Here is a 21,631-nt window from a genome sequence, read left to right as displayed (position 1 = left end):
TTGCTTCACTCCCCTTTGTGCCACGCCAATTTTCCATCAACGAATGTTCCTAATGTTTCGCCCTTGACGTTCCATCCAACAAAAGGTGTGTTTTCGCCTTTTGATAAGAAATCTTTCTTATCGATTGTACTTGAGTGTTCAATATCAAAAACAGCTACGTCAGCTGGTGCCCCAACTGTCAATGTCCCAGCCTCTAACTGAAAGATTTCCGCTGGCTTGGTAGCCATCCAGTTGATCACTTGTTCGAGTGTGAAACGATTGGTTTCAACAAAGTGCGTATAAATCAGTTGGAAAGCTGTCTCACTTCCTACGATCCCAAATGGTGATTCTAAGAAACTTTTGCTTTTTTCTTCTAATCCGTGTGGCGCGTGGTCAGTCGCAATACAATCAATCGTTCCATCAAGAAGTCCTTCGATCAACGCTTCTCGATCTTCCTTTCCTCTTAATGGGGGATTCATTTTCCAAAAGCCGAAGTCTTCGGGGATATCTTCATCAATCAAGATCAAATGATGGGGAGAAACCTCTGCTGTAACGTGGATACCCGCTTTTTTGGCATCACGAATGACCCGCACGCTTTCCTTGGTAGAAACGTGACAGACGTGATAGTGCACACCTGTTGTTTCAGCTAAAAGGAGATCCCGTGCGATTTGTGAGGATTCAGTTACACTTAAAATTCCTGGCAAACCTAGTTCTTTTGCTTTATCACCAGCATGCATCACACCACCGAATAGTAACGATTCATCTTCCGTATGTGCTACCAGTGCTTTGTTATTTTTTGCTGCTTCTTTCATGGCTTGATACATTGTTCCTGCGGTCTGAACACCCACGCCATCATTCGTAAATGCAAATGCGCCTGCTTTAATCATCGCTTCTTGATCTACTAAGACTTCACTTCGAAGATTTTCAGTGATCGGTGCATATTGCAAGACTTTGACCACTGCATCTCGTTTGATCAAGTCATAGACCTGTTTTAATTTTTCCGGGGTATCAGGTACAGGGTTCAGATTAGGCATGGCACAAACAGTTGTAAAGCCGCCTCTTGCTGCTGCTTTAGTACCAGCTGCAATCGTCTCCTTGTATGTAAATCCTGGCTCTCTTAAATGGACATGGACGTCCACTAAACCAGGTGTGATCAGTTGTCCTTTGGCATCAAACACTTCATCAAATTCAGCCTCGGAAAATCCTTCGCCGATTGCTTTGATTTTTCCGTTTTCGATCCAAATTTCTGCAGGTGTTGTTTCATTCTTTCGTGTATTGATTTGACCGTTTTTAATGAGTGTTTTCATCTTTTCTTCCTCCTAGCTTTACGCTTTTCCGTTTAGTACTGCTTCTAAGATCGCCATTCTAACAAAGACGCCATTGCTCATTTGCTGTACGATTCGTGATTGTAGTCCTTCCACAAGGGAGTCAGCTAATTCGACATCACGATTGACTGGAGCTGGGTGCATGATGATCGCATGCTTTTGTAATTTCTTCGCACGTTCGACTGTTAATCCATACTCTTGGTGATAGGCTTCTTTTGAAAAACTTTCTTTCCCATCATGACGTTCATGTTGTACGCGAAGCATCATCATGACATCCACTTGTTCTAATAATTCATCTAATGGCAGGTAGTGCCCATAGACTTCAAATTCTTCATCGTACCATTCACGTGGACCTGAAAAGAAAACTTGTGCTCCTAATCGTTTCAGCATTTGCATGTTTGATTTTGCTACTCGTGAGTGTGTGATATCCCCAACGATTGCTACTTTCAATCCCTCAAAGTAACCAAATTCTTCGTAGATCGTCATCAAATCAAGTAAGCATTGTGTTGGATGTTGGCCACTTCCGTCACCACCATTGATAATCGAGCATTGGATCGTTTTACTTTGGATTAATTCATCATAGTAATTTTCATCTCCATGGCGGATTACTGCAACATCCACACCGAGCGCAGACATCGTCAAGACCGTATCATAAAGGGTTTCCCCTTTTTGTACAGAACTCGTACTCGCTTCAAATTCAATCACTTCTAAGCCTAGTTTCTTTTCGGCTACATCGAAGCTCTTATGCGTACGAGTACTATTTTCAAAAAACAGATTCGTCGCAAAGTATTGCGGTTTTTGTGGTGTCCAGTTTGCTCCTTGTTTAAACTCTTGACCTCGTCGGATCAAGCCCATGACTTCTTGATCCGTTAAAGCTTCCACTGTCAATAAATGTTTTAAACTAATGCGTTCTGATTTGATGATCATGATAGTTCCTCCTTATTTTTCTTCGCTACGTGAAGTTTCGGGTAAGATAAGATTCAGAATGATACCAAGTACAGTTGCTAAAGCCATTGCTGATAACGTGAAGGTGCCTACTTCAAAAACCAAGCCGCCGATTCCGACCACTAAGATCACTGAAGCAATCAACAGATTTTTCTTTTTATCAAAATCGATTTTATTTTCGATCAAAATCTTCATTCCACTCGCTGCGATCACTCCGAACAAGATAAAGCTGATTCCGGAAATTACGGGTCCGGGGATACTTAAGATCAAAGCGCTTAATTTGCCCACAAATCCTAAAATCACAGCGAAAACTGCTGCACCCCCGATGACGAATACGCTGTGTACACGAGTGATTGCTAACACACCGATATTTTCCCCATAACTTGTAACTGGAGGACCACCGACGAAAGCTGCGACGATCTGCGCTAAGCCATCTCCCATCAATGTTTTGTGTAAACCTGGCTCTTCAAAGAAATTACGTTTGGTTAATTTATTCAAGACCATCAAGTGTCCAATGTGTTCCGTCATCGTAACGAAAGCGATAGGTGCCATCGTCGTGATTGCTCCTAAGTAAAGCTTGGGTTCATATTGAACAAATGGAATCTCGAAGTTTGGTAAAGCGAACCATGCAGCATCAGCGATCGGCTTTGTATCGACGATTCCGAAGAGTAAAGCAACGAGGTAGCCGCAAATGATCCCTAACAAAATTGGAATAAGTCCTAAAAATCCTTTTAGCCACATGTTGAAGAAAATCGTCAATGCTAAAGTGATCAGTGCCACGGCTATATATTTAAAATCATAGTTGCCTTGGTTATACATTGCGTTCGTTGCAGCATTTGCTGCTAACCCTAAGCCGATTACCATGATCACGGGACCAACGACAATCGGTGGTAAAATTTTGTCCAACCATGCTGAACCGATCTTTTTGATGATCCATGCGACGATCAAGTAAACCAGACCAGTCGTTACGGCTCCTTGGGCGATCGCTGGGTAACCGTCAGTCTTCATCAGCATTTGCATAGCTGCGATAAAGGCAAAGCTACTACCCAAGTATGCTGGAATCTTTCCTTTAGTAGTAAAAAGATAAACTAATGTTCCTAATCCTGAGCTGACTAAGGCAATCCCTGGATCGATCCCCACTAAAATCGGCACAAGTACAGTAGCACCAAACATCGTAAAGAGATGTTGTAAACTTAAGCCGATCCAATGTCCTGTTTTTGGGCGATCGTGGATATCTAAAACCGCATCGTGATTATGGAATTTTTTCTGTTCTGACATATCAATTGCTCCTCTATTCTTCCTCTTTCAAAATCATGATTCGATCTTTGCCGTCAAGTTCTTGCATTTCGACTAAGATTTCTTCTGTTTTTGCTGTGGGAATGTTTTTCCCAACATAGTCTGCTCGAATCGGTAACTCTCGATGTCCCCTGTCTACTAAGACAGCCAGAGAAATTTTTCTAGGACGACCATAGTCCATTACTGCGTCCATCGCTGCTCGAATCGTTCGTCCAGTGTAAAGGACGTCATCGATCAAAATCACTTCTTTTCCTTCTAGTGAAACGGGAATATCTGAAGAATGAAGTTCTGCTTCAGCTGGTGTTTCTTTTTTATCATCACGATACAATGTGATATCCAGCTCTCCGACCGGAACTTCGATGCCTTCAAGTTGCTTCAAACGATCGGCAACTCTTGATGCGATGTAAATCCCTCTTGTTTTTATCCCAATTAAGACAACATCTTGAATCGTCTGATTTCTTTCAATGATTTCATACGTGATACGTGTCAATGCCCGCTTCATGGTTACTTGATCCACAACTTCTTTTGCTTGCATGTTTGTTTCCTCCTTTTTTATACACAAAAAAACTCCTGCCCTAAGAGGACAGGAGGAATGTCTAGACTGAGTGTACATTTAGATACACTGATAGTTATACTACGTCATTGAGTAATCGATGTTATGGCGCACCATAGCTCTCTTACCCACACCCTTCTTAGCCTCACGGGACTAAACTTAAAGGAACTGATATGAAGTTTTTATGCTTTCGTTGTTAAATACTATACCGTTATCTAAATCAAAATGCAACACTTTTCCTTAGTTTTTCTAAAGTTTTTTCAAAGATTGTAGGAAGCGGTGCTTCAAAGACCATTTCCTGACCTGTGATTGGATGGGTAAAGCCTAAGAGATTCGCATGAAGAAATTGTCCATTTCCTTTCAATGTCTTACTTGGTCCGTAAACTGGGTCTCCAGCTAAAGGATAGCCTATATATTTCATATGCACACGGATCTGATGGGTCCTACCTGTTTCTAACGTCAACTCCACCAACGTAAAATCATTGAATCGTTCCAAGACATTAAAATGGGTCACGGCTGGTTTGCCATCTTCTCTGACTGCCTGCATTTTACGGTTCACTTTTGATCGACCGATCGGTGCGTTGATCGTTCCTTTTTCATGAGGAATCACTCCATGGACTAACGCTACGTATTTACGTAAAGAAGTTTTATCTTTTAATTGCTTGGCCAAAGATTCATGTGCTAAATCATTTTTCGCTACCATCAACAAACCTGAAGTATCTTTATCGATTCGATGGACGATCCCTGGACGGATCACACCATTGATCGACGAAAGGTCTTTTACATGATACATTAAAGCATTGACCATCGTACCATTCGGATGACCTGCTGAAGGATGGACGACCATGCCTTGTGGTTTGTTGACAACAGCAACCGCTTCGTCTTCATAAACGATTTCTAATGGAATGTCTTCTGCTTCAATTGAAAGGGTCTCTGGTTCTGGCACAGCGATCACGATTTCATCATTTTTCTTCACTTTATAATTTGCTTTCACCACTTGTCCGTTGACCGAAACGGCACCATCTTTGAGCCAAAGCTGGATTTGTGAACGACTATAATCGTTGAATAAACCTGTGAGTACTTTATCGATCCGTCCTGTTTCTGTTTGAATCGTTGCGTTTAATTCTGTCATTTTTTCCCTTGTTCCTTTTCATCTAAAATAATGTATATCAAAATAAGAATCACACCACAAACAAGTGTCATATCAGCTACATTGAAGATCGGAAAATTCATAAAATCTGTTTGGAACATATCGACGACATATCCCAGTCTTACACGATCAATAAAATTCCCAATAGCTCCTGCCAAAATAAAACTTAGTCCTGTCAGCAACCATCGATTGCCCTGTTTGCGATTCTTGACCATCAATGTCACGACAACAATGACAGCAACCACTGTAATTATGACGAAAAACCACATCTTCCCTTCAAGCATACTCCAAGCTGCCCCAGTATTGCGTATATGATTCAACGATAAGACGCCTGGAATCAATGTCTTCGTTTCGCCTAAAGATAAATCATTGACGATCCACCATTTGACCCACTGATCAAGAGCCACTAATAATCCACTGATCATAAAATAAATTGCTAACAAAAAATCATTCCTTTTCTATTTGTTGATAAATATCTCTAGGTCTAATGATCCCCAGTAAGTTGCCGTCAGGATGACCATCTTTGGTAATCAGGACTGCTTCTAGAGTTCCTTGTTCCCGAAACATTGTTTCCACTTCATAAACATAAGTATGTTCAGCTACAAAACGATAATTCGTATATTTGCCATCACTAAAAATCAAATCAGCCGCTTTTTTATCTGTTAAATCAATGGTCCCTTTTTGACTTTCCTTTGCTAGCCAAAAACCAATGACCCGCAATGTCACAAGCGCTACGAATTTCCCTTTATTATACAAAGGAAACTGTGAGTATCGTTTTTTGGCAACCGTTCCTAACAAATCAAGTAAAGGAAGATCTCGTTCAAAACCTGTGACATGTTTCGCAAAGCGAGGTAAAACCTTTGCTGGACGAATCAAGTCTTCTTCAATCTGCTGGATCTTATTGACTGCCCAATCATTGGGTTCAGCAATCACAAAGTCCACAGCAATCCGATCGTGAACAATGGCATTTCGTAACTGCGCCAGCTGAAGCAAATCTTCTTCATATTGACGAATCACTGCTTTTTTGCGTTGGGCAAGTCGCCGAACTAACTCAGTAAATCCCATATTGCGGGCGTTACCCATTTCATCTCTCATCCATTTTTCGATCCGATTAAAACTACTTAAAAAAATATCAGAGTTTGCCATCTTTCTCCTCCTTGATTACATAGGCTTGGTTTTTGATGAAAAAAAAGAAGCCAATCATTACAAGTACCACGAACATACTATAAATTAGATTGTGTAACCACAATGCGCTTAATCCACTTCCTAAAAATAAAAAGGGATAAATCTGTAACAATAAGAGATTCATTGTGATGACGTATCCTTTGGTCGGATGCGTTATTGTATACATTGGACTTTTTAACCAATAAAACGAAACTTGCATTGTAAAAGGTGCTTCTAACTTAAGTAAAACCGATTGATTATGATTCAATTGTCCTTTTTTCTTTCCATTGATCCGCAGTTGGATCGGACTACCCATGCCATAAAAACCTGTTCGTCTTGTCACTCGTACGTCCATAACGCCCCTCCTCCTGATGCTTTCTTAGTATACCGTAAAACACCCGAACAAGAAAGTAGATGTCTCAAAGTGTTTGAGTTCCCTATATTTAACTAATTTATAGACATTTTTTGCTCAAATGCAGCGAGTACAGCAAAAGTAGCCAACCAGCAAAACTATTAGAAATCTTTTGTAACATCTTTTTCACTCCTTATATATCCATTAAAGATGTTCGATCGAAAATAAAAGGATGACACAACTATCCGTAATGAATAATTGTGTCATCCTTTTTTACTGTTTAGAAGTATTTTTTTCAACCTCACTTTTTGTAAATCTCCACTTGCTTTAACTACTTTATCGTTCATTGCTTTGCAACAACTAAGTAAAGAATAAAAAAAGAAATATACCCACACCATTATAAAAAACATGGATCAATATGGCGTACCACACATTAGAAGTTTTTATATAAACAAATCCAAATAGAACGCCGCAGAAAAAAAGGTTGAAATTTCCTCCGTGTACGATTGAAAACAAGAATGAAGAGATTATGAGGAGAGAAGCCTTTGTTTTCCTGTCAGAATGTAAGCTGATTAGACTAAATCTAAAAATCATATCTTCTAAAAATACACCGTACGTTGTAGCACTTATTATATATTTTTTCAATTCACTATTAGCTAAAGAATTTAGGGGTAAGCTATTTGTATCAGGCAAAGCAGTATTAATGACAATAATACTAACGATACAAAAGACTGCAATAAATATGAGTTTCAGCCATTGTATTTCTACTAATGATTGATAGAGTAGCTGGTGGAACAACACCAAAAACATAAAACTTAGGATCAATGGAAAACAAGAAATCCAATCAAATATGAAATCATATTTGATTGGGATTCCTATATTTGGGATCATAAAATAAATAATAAAGTAACTCAAGCAAAGAATGAATTTCCAATGTTTCTTAGTATTCCTATGTATCATATTGCTACATAATCAATATATTGTGTATTTGCTGTAGCAGTTTGAGTACGAATATATTTATTGTCTACTTTACGATAAACTCGGTAAGTGACCGTTATTCTTGCATTTTGACGATACTTCTTGAATTTTCCGCTTACTGAGTATTCGTTCCCTATTTTAATATTCATTCCGAAGATCGTTGCACCAATTGATAATGTGGTTTTTCTATTGTGGGTTTCTGTACCCAAATATGTACGATTTCCTTTAGAAATACGCCTACTTTGAGGTTGTGACCAAGTTTTTGTCTGAATCGATGGTTCGTCTAATACATAGTACTCATCATCACTACAAATTGCTATGCCAGAACTATTCGTTTCATCGGCTAATACTGGAACACACGGAGTTACAGCAGTTCCTAAAGTCAAAAGTGACGTAGACACCAAAATTGTTCTAAATAAATACTTTTTCAAAAATTTGCACTCCTATTTTAGTATTAAAAAAACGTTTTCTTCGCAATGATTATAAATCATTTTATTTTATATATATGATTGCTATCATAAAAAGCTGTTTTGAACTCAAAATCGACCGTGAAACCGCCATTATTTACTTGTTGACTAACACAATATGTATAAAAACAAGTCAGCCCTTGTATGAACATATACAAGAGCTGACTTTATACTTTTTTTTGATCGAAAGGGAGCCTTTACCTAATTTTAGGTATTTACTCGTTTTTTGTGTATTCTCACTAAACATTTTTGATAGATGGCTTTTTTATGAAGCACCCTATCCTCTTTCTTTTTTAGAATAATCCCAGTACTTCCCCATCACTGGTAACATCCATATTCAATGCAGCTGGTTTTTTGGGAAGTCCCGGCATAGTCATGACATCTCCTGTTAGCGCAACGATAAACCCAGCCCCTAATTTGGGAACGAACTCTCTGATGGTAATCGTAAATCCTTCAGGAGCGCCTAAAAGTGTCGGATCGTCAGAAAATGAATATTGGGTTTTCGCCATACAAATTGGCAGTTTATCCCAACCATTAAGGACAAACTCATCGATTTGTTTTTTTGCTTTTTTACTAAAATTGACACCTTTTCCACCATAAATCTCTTGGACGATCGTTGCCACTTTTTCTTCAATAGTCGCTGTCGGTTGATACAGGGGCTGATAATCTGCTTGCTGACTATCAATCGCACGAACGACCGCTTTGGCAAGTTCAATTCCACCGTCTGCGCCATGCTCCCAAACACTTGCTCGTTTTACGATCACCCCTTGATTTTCGCAAAGACGTTCTAACAAAGTAAATTCAGCTTCCGTATCTGTCACGAACTCGTTGATCGCAACAATTACTGGGATATGGTATTTCTCCATATTGTGGATATGACGTTTTAAATTACTGAATCCTTTTTCCAATGCTGCTAAATTTTCCGTTTTCAACTCTTCTTTAGTTGCACCGCCATGCATTTTCAATGCACGAACTGTTGCTACGATCACGATTGCATCAGGCGCTTTTTTTAAATTCGGAACTTTGATATCTAGGAATTTTTCTCCACCTAGATCTGCACCAAATCCAGCTTCAGTCACCACATACTCCCCTAATTTAAGAGCTGTTTGGGTAGCTAAAACACTATTACACCCGTGAGCAATATTGGCAAAAGGACCGCCATGGACAAATGCTGGCGTGCCATAAATCGTTTGTACTAAGTTTGGTTTGATCGCTTCTTTTAATAGCAGTGCCAATGCACCTTCTGCTTTGAGATCACCAGCTGTCACTGGCTTTTGATCAAAGGTATAACCGACAACAATTCGAGCTAAACGCGCTTTTAAATCATCGATGTCTGTTGCTAAGCATAAAATCGCCATGATTTCACTTGCTACGGTGATGTCAAAGCCATCTTCTCTCGGCACACCTTGAATAGGACCGCCCAAGCCAACAATCACTTTTCGCAGTTCGCGATCATTCAAATCGACGACACGTTTCCAGATCACACGACGTGAATCGATTCTCAGTTCATTCCCTTGATGGATATGATTGTCCAAAAGTGCAGACAATGCATTATTAGCAGACGTAATCGCATGCATATCGCCAGTAAAGTGTAAATTGATATCTTCCATTGGTAATACTTGTGCATAGCCTCCGCCGGCAGCACCACCCTTGATTCCCATGACTGGACCAAGGGAAGGTTCTCTTAACGCAATCACTGCTTTTTTACCAATTTGATTCAATGCGTCCCCAAGACCTACCGTGATGGTCGATTTACCTTCTCCAGCTGGTGTAGGATTGATGGATGTAACTAAAATCAAGTGACCATCTGGTTTTTTCTTTAATTTCTTGATGGTGGAAAAATTGATTTTCGCTTTATATTTTCCGTAAAGCTCCAGGTCATCTTGTTGGATATCCAATTTTTCCGCAATTTCAATAATCGGTTTTAACTCTGTTTCTTGTGATATTTGTAGATCGCTCTTCATCAAATTACCCCTTTACACGAACTTTATACCCAAAACAAAAGAATTTGTTCAGTTATATCTATTATACCTTTTTTTATTTTAAAACAAAATAGGCAAGATTGCTTTTTTAATTTAATTGACGTATATATAAATACTCTTTATAATGTTAGTTATGATCAGACTTTAGAAAGGTCGTGAGAGCTTTGACCACAGGAACTGTGAAATGGTTTGACAACAAAAAAGGATATGGATTTATTAGTTATGATGAAACAGAAGAAATATTCGTCCATTTTACTGCAATTGAAGAAGAAGGTTTCAAAACCCTTGAAGAAAATCAATCTGTAGAATTTGAAATAATCGAAGGAAACCGTGGGGCACAAGCCGCTCATGTCAAAAAAATGATCTTATAAGAAAGTTTCAACAATGAGTAACTTCTCTTCAAAACAGAAGAGATTGCATCAAAAATATTCAATTTAAAGAAAGACCGATACTCCGCAAAATGTTCTTTGCAAAGTATCGGCTTTTTTATAATTTTATAATTGCTTGAACGATAGAAAATCAACTTATGCTGCGTCTCTTCCATACAGTACAACGTTCACTAATATTACAAAATCTCACTTTTCAATAAAAAGATACATATTTCTGTTTGTTTTCTAATCCTATCGAAAGAAGGTTATCTCGAATTTATCAGATGATTTGAAAAAGACTGCTCGACTGTATTGAAAACTTGATTTCTAGCGTTTGCTTTAATATTTTTTACAAATTTCTTTTCTTTTTTCTTCGCTATTATTTCTTATCGTTGTATCTATGCATCCTTCTCACTTATTTCCAAGTGAATGATGTCTTTCGCATCAGATTATTTTCTTTTCAACATTAATTGCCATTTTAAAAGAATCTTTCTAAATCGAGACAACGGATTTAAAGAATCGACAATCCGAGCAAGGGATTGATTGTTATATAGCCTTGGTTGATAATCTTTTTTGATTGCTTTTATACCATTTTTTTACCGAGCTTTTCTAATAACTAGTTTCAACGGTCACTTTCACTATTTATGATTCGTTCATTTATGTATCTTCTTGAACTGGTTCCTGAAGTTATTTCCTGCGAATCAAACCCAGCCATGATATTTTTTAAGTCCTGAAGGTTATAACCCTGTGTTTTGCTGTTTTCTTTTAAAAATTACCTACCATTTATCACTCCTAATTGCTCAAAACACTGAATCCAACGATTGACATCAAAACTATGTGAACCCATAGAAAGATTCATCTCGTTGAGGTGATAGATGTCTGTTGACTCCTGGAGTAGCCCTTTTGCTGATTCGCTAAATTTCTTGAAATTTGCGCATTTTTCCAACTCGCTTGATTTGTTGCACGGACAGATAGCGAACGTATTTCTTGTTTATTGCCCGTCCTATCTTGTTTCGACCATCTACTCTGAGCCATTTTTATCCTTTTTTCCTTGTCGTTGTCTTTCCTTTCTTTTAGATTTTTTGACCGCATTCTCTTTATCTTTGCACGATTCTTCTTCCAAAGCCTCCCTATTTTTGCACGATTTCTTTTCCACATATTTCTTAGCTTCGCACCTCTTCTCTTGAGAATGCCTGTTTTCTTCCAAATTCGGTAGAGATCTTCAAACATTTTTTTTATTTCCACGTCCGTTTTTCTCCTTATACTTTTTCTGTAAGTTTTATTATAAATTAGAAAAAATGTTATCTTACTTCTTTTTTTCCTTTAAAAAATATTTAGTGCAAATTTTTTATAATATCCTTTATGTTATTAAGTTATATATCCCTTGGTTGAATGGTCAGGTGTCCATTACTTTATCGAAAGTTACTGGTCAAACATCATATCATCCATTTTTCTAGGGTCAAGTTCATACAAACGTCAGCAAGACACAATCAAGCCGAAGAATCTCACCCTGATCATAAAATGATCTTCGGATTCTTCGGCTTGTTTTCTCAGAGGTTATATATAGTTATGTTTTTCTCGCAGCTATTTTATATCTGCTGAATCAATTGGTTTAAACAAGTAAAATCAATCAGCTAGTTGTATTTACTTGGTTGTTAGTGCTTTGTTGCTCTTTACCTTCAGAATAGTAGGACAAAAAAGCTGTCTGACTTTTTTTGCGCATCAGATAGAAGGTTGGCTCAGCCTTCCCTACATATTTAATCTTTACGCCTCTTTTAACCGGTGTTACAGAGTCAATATCTTGTAGCGGGATATTTTGGTCCTTCCAAAAAGCAGCATATTTAATTTTGATTGCATGGTTTTTCAAAATAAATGACCGACGATACCCAAGAAAAAGAAAAATTAAAAATAGCCCCATCACTAAGTTACTTTTCCAATAGGGTCTAGTGTTTTCAAGTGATAAAATCAAACTAAAAAATAAAATGATCAAAGATAAAGACCAATAGATGATCGTCTGCGCCCATTCCGGCTGCCAGCGAATTATTTTTTTCATTCTTTAACCTCGCATCTATTTGTAATGGTATAATTATAGCATAACACTATTTTTATAAAAAGGAGAGCTTCCTTATTATGATCAAAGTATACATTGATGCTTCCACAAAAGGCAATCCAGGACCTAGTGGTGGAGGCATTTTAATTATCCATGAAAATAAACAAGAACAGCTTACCGTCCTACTTTCGGATGGCTCCAATCATCAAGCTGAATTCGAAGTCTTTTTAAAAACTTTAGAAATTTTAAAGGAAAAAGGCTGGGTCAATGAAACAATTCTCTGTTATTCCGATAGCAAAGTACTTGTTTCTACAATCGACAAAAACTACACGAACAATGAAAGTTTCTCTTCCCTTCTATATGAGATCCAACAATTACTCGCTCAGTTCCATTTACTCATCTTACAATGGATTCCCGAGAGTAAGAATAAAGGGGCGGATAATCTGGCACGCCAAGCGCTTCAAAAACAATTAAATCCATAAAAAAAAGACTTTTTAGCTACTTACTAAAAAGTCTTTTTAAAGTTTCTGATTTAATAGAGAAGATAATTGTGATCAAAAGTAATATCGAGTTCAAAAGAACCAACCTTTTTCTCAATAGCTTGACGAATCTTTTCTTCTAAAACATCATCTGGTAACTTGAAATTCTGAGGAACTACAATATCGAATTGCAACTCTTTCCCTTTACGTATGATCCGTAAATCGTGCAACCTCAACTCTTCCCCCAACTCTTTGATAATTTGTCTCAATTGTTTCAATATCTTACGGTATTGTTCATTATGGATTGCTACCGGATCTAGATGACAAACTAAATCCACATCCAAAGTCTTTTTAAAGTCTTTTTCGATAATATCAATGATTTTATGTGCTTCATTCAAGTTTAAACTGTCGTCAACTTCAATATGAACAGAAGCAAACTTTTTATTTGGTCCATAATTATGAACCAACAGATCATGAAAACCTAAAATCGATTTATAAGAACTTAATTGTTTTTCCATTGTTTTGATTTCTTCAGCTGTTGGACGGCTACCTAGTAATTCATAGACAAAATCACGTAACATCATGATCCCACTAAAAATAATGTACCCGGCTAAGACAAAACCAACATAGCCATCAATACGCCATCCAGTGAATCTTTCGATACCTGCAGATACTAAAACAGCTAACGTCGTGAATACATCATTGTAACTATCTTTGGCTGTCGCTTTTAGTGCTTCTGACTGAATTGTTTTTGAAAATCTAGTGTACATACGTCCTTGTAAAAGTTTTAACAGAATCGAAAATATCAGGACAAGAAACACGATCGGTGTCAGGACTAAATGTTCCGGCCGAAAAATTTTCCGTATAGAAGCGTCCAAAAATTGAAACCCTACATACGTAATGATGATTGAAACAAATAAGCCACTGATATATTCAAATCGTTCATGTCCAAATGGATGTTCTTGGTCTGCGGGTTTTGCAGCAATCTTAAACCCAACAAGCGTCAAAATGGATGAAGCTGTATCGGATAAACTATTGATAGCATCCGCCATGATCGAAACACTGCCAGAAAAAAGGCCGATCATAAACTTCGCAACAAACAATAACATATTTGAGATAAGACCTAAGATTCCAGCTATAATGCCTTTTTTGGTACGTTCTTGCCCACTAATCGTTTTTTGTTCTTTTGACACTTTTTCGCTTCCTTTATTCTTTATTCTGGTTTGAGTGGCGTTGCAGCAAACAGCGCTTTAGCAATCAGTGGCGTAATGATTCCGGCACCTATCGCTTCCGGAATCCCATTGATTGCGGCAACTCCTGCCAAAGTTTTAAATAATAGATCCGCATCTACGCCATACGCATCAGCAGTTGCCCCAGTATAAAACAGTCCCATAAACCCTAGAACTAAAAGTGTATTCACGAGTGAGCCAAATACTCCTGCTAAAACCGAACCGACGACTACAGAATGATAACGTTGATAAATCCAGTGAAAAATGATTCCTGCAACTAAGCCAACTAAAACTCTAGGAACAACTGAAATGATCGGATTGGTAAAGACGAGGGTATCAAATGGGGTCGTAGGCATGGCGTAAGCACGAATGATCGTGGCGATCCCCCAAAACAAACCAATGACCATGCCGTCTTTCGGTCCTAATACAACCGCAGCAACGATAACTGTTATGTGAATAATCGTCAAACTAATAAATCCTAAAGGAATAAACCCTAACCATGGAACCATTGCTTGAACGATAATGATTGCTAATAAAATCGCTCGTAAAACTAAACGAAAAGTTTTATTTTTACTATTCAATTTTACCCCCTCCTTTTTATTCTAATCGTAAAAGGTTTTGCTTTTTTGTCAATTAATTACTCTCAAAGAAAATGCTGATTGGTTGCATTCAGTTCTCATAAAATAAACCGAATTTGTCAACGGGATTTCCGTTTCAAACAAATTCGGTAGAACTTTTCTTTAACAAATAGGAGGATTCAATACTCCTTGAACAAAAAAAGTCGTTCTTGAGCCCTTTAGCATGTATGAAAATAAATAGTATTATCGGTGCTTCCTTAAGCAATAAGCGATCAGTGTTTAAACTATGAAAAGCTGTTTAAAAAATGACCGCTTACTCGCTTCAATGAAAGCATTCTATTCCCCATTATTTGCTAAAACCAGGTCAAGTATTCGCTCCTTGAAATAAGTTTTTTCTCTCCCAAACATAAAATACCGTTTCAAAAGGAGGTTATTATCATCTGAGCTATTCGACGCTTTCCCATTTTATTTGGAAAAGTATTTAAAGTTGATTATTGATTAGACAACCATGTTTTAGCTTCTGATAAAGCATCTGGGATACCAGCAGGGTTTTTCCCACCTGCTTGCGCCATATCAGGGCGACCACCACCGCCACCACCAACTTTTGGTGCGATTGCTTTGATCAAGTCACCAGCTTTTAGCCCAGCATCATTTGCTTCTTTCGTCATAGCGACTAACAAACTAACTTTTCCGTCTTGTTCATTTGCCAAAACAAGAATATCGGAAATGTTTTTTTGTTTCCATTGGTCTGCTAATTGACGTAATTGGTTCATATCTTTTACTTTTACTTGTGCAGTAATCATTGAATGACCACTAACTGTTTCCACATTTTTAAAGACATCGCCTGCTTGTTGGTTCGCTAGTTTACTTGCTAATTGTTCATTTTCTTTTTGTAGTTCTTTTAGTTGTTGTTGTAATTGTTCTGTTTTTGATACAACCTCTTTTAATTGAGGTGATTTGACAATTGTGGCAACTTCTTTTAATTGTTTTTCTTCTGCTTCCAATAACTCATATGCTTCTTTACTTGTTACAGCTTCGATCCGACGAACACCGGCACCGATTCCTGATTCAGAAACGATTTTAAAGATCCCAATATTTTCAGTATTTGTTACATGGGTTCCACCACAAAGTTCGATAGACCATCCACCAATGTTCACTACACGGACTTCTTGACCATATTTTTCATCAAATAAAGCCATAGCACCCATATTCTTAGCGGTATCGATATCTGTTTCGATGGTTTCTACTGGGATTGCTTCCCATATCTTCTCATTAACGATTCGTTCCATTTTTACTAATTCATCTGCTGTGATTTGTCCAAAATGAGTAAAGTCAAAGCGTAAATGTCCAGGAGCAACTAAAGAACCAGCTTGGTTTGCATGTTCCCCTAAAACTTCTTTTAAAGCTTTATGCAATAAGTGAGTCGCTGTATGGTTCTTAATGATGCGATTTCTCATCGGTACATCGATCAATAAGTGGTAAACTTCGCCTTCAGTCAATGTTGAAAGCACTTCTACGGTATGCATAAATTGTCCATTCGGTGCTTTTTGAACATCAACAACTGTCGCAACCGTTTCTCCAGAGGCATTGATGATCCAACCTTGATCAGCCACTTGTCCACCCATTTCTGCATAAAACGGTGTTTGATCAAAAATCAATTGACCTTGTCCAGCAGACAGTTCACTCACTAGTTCTTCATCTTTGATAATCACCAATAGTTTGCTGTCTGATTCAACTTGATCATAGCCAATAAATTTACTATCCACTTTGATATCTGTTAATAGGGCAGATTGGACTCCCATTGATTTTTCTGTACTACGAGCAGCACGCGCACGTTGTCTTTGTGCTTCCATTTCTTTTTCAAAGCCTTCATGATCGACTTTCAAGCCTTCATCTTCTGCCACTTCTTCGGTCAACTCCACTGGGAAACCGTAAGTATCATATAATTTGAAGATATCTTTTCCAGCAAGTGTTGTTCCATTTGCTTTTTTGACTTCAGCGATCACTTGATTCAAGATTTCAAGACCTTCGTTGATTGTTTCATTGAAACGTTCTTCTTCGGTACGAACGACTTTTTCAATAAATTCTTTTTGTTGAAGGACTTCCGGATAATAGCTAACCATGATTTCGCCAACTACTGGAACAAGATCATATAAGAAAGCTTTTTCGATCCCTAATTTTTTCCCGTGCATCACTGCTCGGCGTAATAAACGACGAAGAACATAGCCACGACCTTCATTTGAAGGAAGCGCCCCATCTCCAATCGCAAAAGATAATGCTCGGATATGATCCGCAATTACTTTATAAGAAATGTCGGTTGTCGGGTTTTCACCATATTTTACTTGGTTACTTAGTTTTTCTACCGCATGAATGATCGGTAAGAACAAGTCTGTTTCAAAGTTTGTTGGTGCGTCTTGAACGATCGAAACCATCCGTTCCAGCCCCATGCCCGTATCAATGTTTTTATGTGGTAAAGGTTCAAATGTATGATCTGGTTTATGGTTGAACTCAGAAAATACTAGATTCCAAATTTCTAAATAGCGTTCGTTTTCTCCACCAGGGTAGTTTTCTGGATCATCTTCTGCGACATCATTGTATGCTTCGCCTCGATCATAGAAGATTTCTGTATCAGGACCACAAGGACCCGCACCAATATCCCAGAAATTATCTTCAACATCTACAATGTGATCAAGTGGTAAGCCGACTTCTTCATGCCAGATTCGTTTTGCTTCTGTGTCTTTTGGATAAACGGTAACATATAATTTTTCCGGATCAAATGCCATCCATTCAGGACTTGTTAAAAATTCCCATGCCCAATGGATTGCTTCATTTTTGAAATAATCACCAATAGAAAAATTCCCAAGCATTTCAAACATTGTGTGGTGACGTGCTGTCTTCCCTACATTTTCAATGTCATTCGTACGAATTGATTTTTGAGCGTTTGTGATGCGTGGATTTTCTGGTACGACAGAGCCGTCAAAATATTTTTTTAACGTAGCAACCCCTGAGTTGATCCATAAAAGTGTTGGATCGTTGACTGGAATTAATGATGCGCTAGGTTCAATCGTGTGTCCTTTTGATTGGAAGAAATCTAAAAACATTTGTCGAACTTGTGCACTGCTTAATTGTTTCATTTTATTACCTTCTTTCTTTATTTTAAACGACAAAAAAACACCCTCACAGCCAAGGACGAAAACTCGCGGTACCACCTTGGTTGCAATGATGTTCGATCATTACCTCTTGAACTCGATAACGCTGAGTAGCGTTGATATTTCTATCAATAAAAAAGGGAGCAATTTGTTTTTTTGACTATTCTTTTTTCAGCCTGGAAAGAATTTTCTGTAAGTCAGACTTAAACAAACCATGTCCTTTTCGTACTTTACAAGTATACGTATTCTATTTTATTCTGTCAACCGCTCTTTTCCTTCAACTCTTATTTCTTTCTAGAATATTTTTTGTTAAGCTTGAATTACGCCTATTAATCAAAAGGAGAATCGATGATGCAAGTTTATTTTGGAAACAAGTCCTGGATCAGAGGGGCGAGTTTTTATCTTCGTTATCAGGTATTTGTTCTGGAACAAGGCATTTTGCCAGAATTAGAATTTGACGAAACGGACACTTCTGATAACTACTTTCTGTTAATGGAAAACAATGTTCCAATTGCAACATTACGTTATCAAAAAAAATCGTCCACTTGTCTTAACCCCGATCGTTTTTGCGTCGCCAAAAATTATCGCCAACAAGGTTTCGGTCGTCAGCTGTTGTCCTTAGCTGAACAGAAAGCGAAAAAAGAAGGCTTGCTATCAAGTTACCTAGTAGCAGAAATGACTGCCCTTAGTTTCTATCAGCAACAAGGTTACGAGACTTGTACAGATCCTTTTATCGAGGATGGGATTACCTGCGTAGGGATGCAAAAAGAATTGATTTAAGATCTATTATCACTAGATTATCTGCTAAATGAACACTTAAAAACAGACCAAAGGAATGCAGAAGACATGCAATCCTTTGGTCTTTGAGCGTGAAGTCATGACGGCTCTTTTAAAGGGTCTGGTCATTGACTTACTTATTGGAGTTTTTCTTATTTTTTCTTGCAGTTCTAGTTTGTTGTCTGCGTTCGATTTTACGGTCTTTTTTGTTCTTTTCAGCAATTGCCCAATCGATTTTCTTTTTATATCCAGGTTTGATTTTTTTCTTTTTCTTTTTCACTAAGCCGATCAATGTAGGATCCAGTGTATCTTTGGATTTTTCCCGTTTCGTCCGACGATTGCGGTCATAAGTCTTGATGATTTCATCATTTTTGATTTCCATCGGTTCAAATGTGACACCAATTTTTTCAATACTGTCAATCGTTTGTTCATCACTTGGTGAGTACAAAGTGATCGCAGTTCCTTTTAAACCATTACGTCCAGTCCGACCTACTCGATGGATAAAGAAGTCAAGGTCTTCAGGAATTTCTGCATTGATCACATGAGAAACCCCTTCAATATCGATGCCACGTGCCGCTAGATCTGTCGCAACCACGTATTGATATTCTAAGTTTTGAACTTGGCGCATCACCCGTTTTCGTTCTCTTGGAGTGATATCTCCATGGATTTTGGCTACTTTTAAGCCTTGATTTTTCAAATAATCAGCAATTTCATCCACGTGTTGTTTCGTATTTGCAAAGACAATTGCAAGGTAAGGATGACCAATTGTTAACAATTGGTAGATCATTCGATTTTTATCTTTCCCTTTAGTAGAGATCAGCCAATTCTCGATATCTTCTGAAATAACTGCTTTCGGTTTGATTTCTTCAATGATTGGATTTTCCATGTATTTACGTAAAAATGGTCGTAATTTTTCAGGAATCGTTGCTGAGAAAACTAAAAATTGCAGTTTTTCAGGCAAGCGACTAGCAATTTGATCCACTTCATTCAAGAAGCCCATGTCCAGTGTCATATCTGCTTCATCTACAACAAATGCAAATGCTGTATGGATTTTTAATGCTTGTTCATTCATCATATCCAAGATTCTACCTGGCGTTCCCACTACGATCTGTGGTTGTTGATGTTTCAAGCGGCTCAATTGGCGTTGCTTATCCGTTCCACCTACAAAATTCGTCACTCGGATCTCTGGATCGGAAAATTTAGCGATCTGACTAGCAGCATCATAAATTTGAGTAGCTAGTTCACGACTTGGTGCAGTGATTACTACTTGTACTTCGGCTTTTTCCGCATTGATTTTTTGAAATAAAGGCAATAAAAATGTATGCGTTTTGCCCGAACCAGTTTGTGATTGACCAATGATATTTTTCCCTTTAGCGATCAAAGGAATCAAACGCTCTTGTACCTCAGTTGGTTGAGCAAAACCTTTTTCTGCTAACGCCTCATTTATATATGGTTTAAAATGAAATTGTTCAAAATTACTCATTTAAGTAAGCACCTCTTCTCTTTCTTTTTTACACGACTTTCGCATTATACCACATCCTCAAGCAATTTGCTTGATCCTTTTCAAAGTCGCTCACGATCCGCTAGTTCCCTTTTGATTGAATGGTACTAATCGTATGTGTTTGACTGGCTTTTTCATAGAACAGCACTCTTTTCTTACGAAGGAATGACAAGAAAAGATTCAGCATGAAGATAAACTGTGCAAATGCAACACCCAACACAATAAAAATCCCGCTTACCTGTAATACACCTGTCGTATGGTCAGTGATATGTTGGATCGTCTGACTAAGCCAAGCTAACCCATAAAATAAAAAGTAAAGATACCCATAACGGATAAACAGGGCTTTAAAAGAAAGTCGTTTTCCGTTATCCGAAACCACACGAATGCGTACGATTTTTTTACCTAAAGTGAGACCGTTTGTTACATACGGTATGACCATGAAATAAAGCAAGACTTCTAAAAATACCCACCAACTACTTGAAGTGATATCACCTATTTTCAAAGACAATTGAAGAGTCACAGCAATCAGTACGGATAAAACCGATAAGAAAGCCCAATCAATGAGATAGGCAACTAATCGTCTCGTTAGAGAAACTGTTTTCCCTTTTTCGTATGACACTTCATCCATTCTTGCTCTCGTAGGCAACATGAAGGTAAAGATTGGTGTCATAATGTACCCTAACGTTCCTCCGATCGTATTCGTCAATAAGTCATTGACATCAAATAGCCGATAAGGTCGAGGATAAATAAAATACAACCCACTTAACTGTGTCAATTCAAAAAATAAGGAAAGACAAAAACTTGCAATGATGGTTTTCACAAAAGATAATCGAAAATAATATCTTAAATAGATCCCGAAAGGTAATAAAAGCAAAACATTAAATACCGGTTCTAAAAAAACGCTTTGTCGCATCGCTGGTAAATACGTACTTGGATCAGATAAAACCAAGATGGTATTCTCTCGGAAATGGACCCATGATGCAAATAAATGTAATTCCATTTTAGGTCCGGTCATTTGAGCAACGGCTTCCTTTGAAGGCAACGGTAAAATGATCAAAAAATAAGCACATAACAAATAAAAAACAAACGAATATAAGATAACCGCTCTCGAAAAAATAAACGTTCCATACTTTCGATATTCATAAATGAAAAAAACCGAAGAAATCGCTAATGCCAAAAATGGAAAAACAATAAGTGCAAAGCGAATCGGTTCAATATAACTAGCCATAAACATCCCCCTTTTTCATCTTAACTAACGGTTTCATCTTATCAGTACTCTTGTAAACTATGCAAGTTATGGGGTAATTAT

21 protein-coding genes are annotated in these 21,631 nt (G+C 37.8%); 3 read left to right on the top strand and 18 right to left on the bottom strand.

The window, feature by feature from the left end:
• Positions 1–5: 5 nt before the first annotated feature.
• The 11 genes from IGJ18_RS06725 to IGJ18_RS06675 all read right to left on the bottom strand — a co-directional run bounded on the left by IGJ18_RS06725 (position 6) and on the right by IGJ18_RS06675 (position 10,173).
• Positions 6–1,286, bottom strand: a complete 1,281-nt coding sequence (locus IGJ18_RS06725) for a dihydroorotase (RefSeq protein ID WP_438843054.1) — start codon at positions 1,284–1,286, stop codon at positions 6–8.
• An 18-nt stretch (positions 1,287–1,304) separates the two neighbouring features.
• The gene (locus tag IGJ18_RS06720; protein WP_010719215.1) at positions 1,305–2,231 is read right to left on the bottom strand and encodes an aspartate carbamoyltransferase catalytic subunit; all 927 of its coding nucleotides are present in this window, start codon (positions 2,229–2,231) and stop codon (positions 1,305–1,307) included.
• Positions 2,232–2,243: 12 nt separating this feature from the next.
• Entirely contained in the window at positions 2,244–3,527 is a 1,284-nt protein-coding gene (locus IGJ18_RS06715; RefSeq protein ID WP_010719216.1) for a solute carrier family 23 protein, read from the bottom strand.
• A gap of 13 nt (positions 3,528–3,540) precedes the next feature.
• A complete protein-coding gene (gene pyrR, locus IGJ18_RS06710) occupies positions 3,541–4,080 on the bottom strand; it encodes a bifunctional pyr operon transcriptional regulator/uracil phosphoribosyltransferase PyrR (RefSeq protein ID WP_010719217.1) in 540 nt (179 codons plus the stop codon).
• A 238-nt stretch (positions 4,081–4,318) separates the two neighbouring features.
• Positions 4,319–5,230: an RluA family pseudouridine synthase gene (locus tag IGJ18_RS06705; protein ID WP_438843053.1), complete on the bottom strand. Its 912-nt coding sequence runs from the start codon at positions 5,228–5,230 to the stop codon at positions 4,319–4,321.
• Complete coding sequence (lspA, locus tag IGJ18_RS06700; RefSeq protein WP_010719219.1) at positions 5,227–5,691, bottom strand: signal peptidase II; 465 nt, start codon at positions 5,689–5,691, stop codon at positions 5,227–5,229. Before lspA ends, IGJ18_RS06705 begins: the two co-directional genes overlap by 4 nt.
• Before the next feature lie 4 nt (positions 5,692–5,695).
• Entirely contained in the window at positions 5,696–6,394 is a 699-nt protein-coding gene (locus tag IGJ18_RS06695) for a CBS domain-containing protein (RefSeq protein ID WP_010719220.1), read from the bottom strand.
• Complete coding sequence (locus tag IGJ18_RS06690) at positions 6,381–6,767, bottom strand: hypothetical protein (protein ID WP_438843052.1); 387 nt, start codon at positions 6,765–6,767, stop codon at positions 6,381–6,383. The genes IGJ18_RS06695 and IGJ18_RS06690 overlap by 14 nt, the downstream gene beginning before the upstream one ends.
• Positions 6,768–7,124: 357 nt before the next feature.
• Entirely contained in the window at positions 7,125–7,358 is a 234-nt protein-coding gene (locus IGJ18_RS06685; protein WP_438843452.1) for a CPBP family glutamic-type intramembrane protease, read from the bottom strand.
• A 362-nt stretch (positions 7,359–7,720) separates the two neighbouring features.
• Entirely contained in the window at positions 7,721–8,173 is a 453-nt protein-coding gene (locus IGJ18_RS06680; RefSeq protein WP_438843051.1) for an LMxysn_1693 family intestinal colonization protein, read from the bottom strand.
• Between the two features lie 329 nt (positions 8,174–8,502).
• On the bottom strand, positions 8,503–10,173 hold the full coding sequence (locus IGJ18_RS06675) for a formate--tetrahydrofolate ligase (protein WP_438843050.1): 1,671 nt from the start codon (positions 10,171–10,173) through the stop codon (positions 8,503–8,505).
• A gap of 182 nt (positions 10,174–10,355) precedes the next feature.
• Between IGJ18_RS06675 and IGJ18_RS06670 the strand changes: the two genes are divergently transcribed.
• Positions 10,356–10,562 (top strand): cold-shock protein, encoded by a 207-nt coding sequence (locus IGJ18_RS06670; RefSeq protein WP_010719225.1) that lies wholly within the window; start codon positions 10,356–10,358, stop codon positions 10,560–10,562.
• An 852-nt stretch (positions 10,563–11,414) separates the two neighbouring features.
• Here IGJ18_RS06670 and IGJ18_RS06665 read toward each other — a convergent pair.
• Both IGJ18_RS06665 and IGJ18_RS06660 read right to left on the bottom strand, forming a co-directional pair.
• Positions 11,415–11,804, bottom strand: a complete 390-nt coding sequence (locus IGJ18_RS06665) for a hypothetical protein (protein ID WP_232622368.1) — start codon at positions 11,802–11,804, stop codon at positions 11,415–11,417.
• A 385-nt stretch (positions 11,805–12,189) separates the two neighbouring features.
• Complete coding sequence (locus IGJ18_RS06660; RefSeq protein WP_034697854.1) at positions 12,190–12,612, bottom strand: EbsA family protein; 423 nt, start codon at positions 12,610–12,612, stop codon at positions 12,190–12,192.
• A 77-nt stretch (positions 12,613–12,689) separates the two neighbouring features.
• Between IGJ18_RS06660 and IGJ18_RS06655 the strand changes: the two genes are divergently transcribed.
• The gene (locus IGJ18_RS06655) at positions 12,690–13,091 is read left to right on the top strand and encodes a ribonuclease HI family protein (RefSeq protein WP_438843049.1); all 402 of its coding nucleotides are present in this window, start codon (positions 12,690–12,692) and stop codon (positions 13,089–13,091) included.
• A 50-nt stretch (positions 13,092–13,141) separates the two neighbouring features.
• Here IGJ18_RS06655 and IGJ18_RS06650 read toward each other — a convergent pair whose 3' ends face one another.
• From IGJ18_RS06650 to alaS, 3 genes are all read right to left on the bottom strand, one after another.
• The gene (locus IGJ18_RS06650) at positions 13,142–14,281 is read right to left on the bottom strand and encodes a cation diffusion facilitator family transporter (protein ID WP_034697851.1); all 1,140 of its coding nucleotides are present in this window, start codon (positions 14,279–14,281) and stop codon (positions 13,142–13,144) included.
• Positions 14,282–14,301: 20 nt separating this feature from the next.
• A complete protein-coding gene (locus tag IGJ18_RS06645) occupies positions 14,302–14,898 on the bottom strand; it encodes an ECF transporter S component (RefSeq protein ID WP_010737525.1) in 597 nt (198 codons plus the stop codon).
• 488 nt (positions 14,899–15,386) lie between these two features.
• Complete coding sequence (gene alaS / locus IGJ18_RS06640; protein ID WP_438843048.1) at positions 15,387–18,029, bottom strand: alanine--tRNA ligase; 2,643 nt, start codon at positions 18,027–18,029, stop codon at positions 15,387–15,389.
• A gap of 366 nt (positions 18,030–18,395) precedes the next feature.
• Between alaS and IGJ18_RS06635 the strand changes: the two genes are divergently transcribed.
• Positions 18,396–18,824 (top strand): GNAT family N-acetyltransferase, encoded by a 429-nt coding sequence (locus IGJ18_RS06635; protein WP_014834680.1) that lies wholly within the window; start codon positions 18,396–18,398, stop codon positions 18,822–18,824.
• Between the two features lie 130 nt (positions 18,825–18,954).
• Here the strand turns inward: IGJ18_RS06635 and IGJ18_RS06630 are convergent, their stop codons facing one another.
• Both IGJ18_RS06630 and IGJ18_RS06625 read right to left on the bottom strand, forming a co-directional pair.
• A complete protein-coding gene (locus IGJ18_RS06630) occupies positions 18,955–20,304 on the bottom strand; it encodes a DEAD/DEAH box helicase (RefSeq protein WP_034697842.1) in 1,350 nt (449 codons plus the stop codon).
• A 100-nt stretch (positions 20,305–20,404) separates the two neighbouring features.
• Entirely contained in the window at positions 20,405–21,550 is a 1,146-nt protein-coding gene (locus IGJ18_RS06625) for a VanZ family protein (protein ID WP_438843047.1), read from the bottom strand.
• Positions 21,551–21,631 lie beyond the last annotated feature (81 nt).

Origin of the sequence: Enterococcus sp. AZ078 (assembly GCF_051714985.1) — a bacterium.
Taxonomy (GTDB): Bacteria; Bacillota; Bacilli; order Lactobacillales; family Enterococcaceae; genus Enterococcus_B; species Enterococcus_B hirae.
Note: the sequence above shows the minus strand (reverse complement) of the source record. Positions and strands in the feature narration are given on the sequence as shown.

What these genes read in the sequence shown, in the direction of transcription:
- alaS (WP_438843048.1), bottom strand. Translation starts at nt 18,029, where the DNA reads ATGAAACAATTAAGCAGTGCACAAGTTCGACAAATGTTTTTAGATTTC.
- IGJ18_RS06695 (WP_010719220.1), bottom strand. Translation starts at nt 6,394, where the DNA reads ATGGCAAACTCTGATATTTTTTTAAGTAGTTTTAATCGGATCGAAAAA.
- IGJ18_RS06685 (WP_438843452.1), bottom strand. Translation starts at nt 7,358, where the DNA reads ATGATTTTTAGATTTAGTCTAATCAGCTTACATTCTGACAGGAAAACA.
- IGJ18_RS06690 (WP_438843052.1), bottom strand. Translation starts at nt 6,767, where the DNA reads ATGGACGTACGAGTGACAAGACGAACAGGTTTTTATGGCATGGGTAGT.
- IGJ18_RS06715 (WP_010719216.1), bottom strand. Translation starts at nt 3,527, where the DNA reads ATGTCAGAACAGAAAAAATTCCATAATCACGATGCGGTTTTAGATATC.
- IGJ18_RS06625 (WP_438843047.1), bottom strand. Translation starts at nt 21,550, where the DNA reads ATGGCTAGTTATATTGAACCGATTCGCTTTGCACTTATTGTTTTTCCA.
- IGJ18_RS06635 (WP_014834680.1), top strand. Translation starts at nt 18,396, where the DNA reads ATGCAAGTTTATTTTGGAAACAAGTCCTGGATCAGAGGGGCGAGTTTT.
- IGJ18_RS06630 (WP_034697842.1), bottom strand. Translation starts at nt 20,304, where the DNA reads ATGAGTAATTTTGAACAATTTCATTTTAAACCATATATAAATGAGGCG.
- IGJ18_RS06675 (WP_438843050.1), bottom strand. Translation starts at nt 10,173, where the DNA reads ATGAAGAGCGATCTACAAATATCACAAGAAACAGAGTTAAAACCGATT.
- IGJ18_RS06720 (WP_010719215.1), bottom strand. Translation starts at nt 2,231, where the DNA reads ATGATCATCAAATCAGAACGCATTAGTTTAAAACATTTATTGACAGTG.
- IGJ18_RS06655 (WP_438843049.1), top strand. Translation starts at nt 12,690, where the DNA reads ATGATCAAAGTATACATTGATGCTTCCACAAAAGGCAATCCAGGACCT.
- IGJ18_RS06705 (WP_438843053.1), bottom strand. Translation starts at nt 5,230, where the DNA reads ATGACAGAATTAAACGCAACGATTCAAACAGAAACAGGACGGATCGAT.
- pyrR (WP_010719217.1), bottom strand. Translation starts at nt 4,080, where the DNA reads ATGCAAGCAAAAGAAGTTGTGGATCAAGTAACCATGAAGCGGGCATTG.
- IGJ18_RS06725 (WP_438843054.1), bottom strand. Translation starts at nt 1,286, where the DNA reads ATGAAAACACTCATTAAAAACGGTCAAATCAATACACGAAAGAATGAA.
- IGJ18_RS06660 (WP_034697854.1), bottom strand. Translation starts at nt 12,612, where the DNA reads ATGAAAAAAATAATTCGCTGGCAGCCGGAATGGGCGCAGACGATCATC.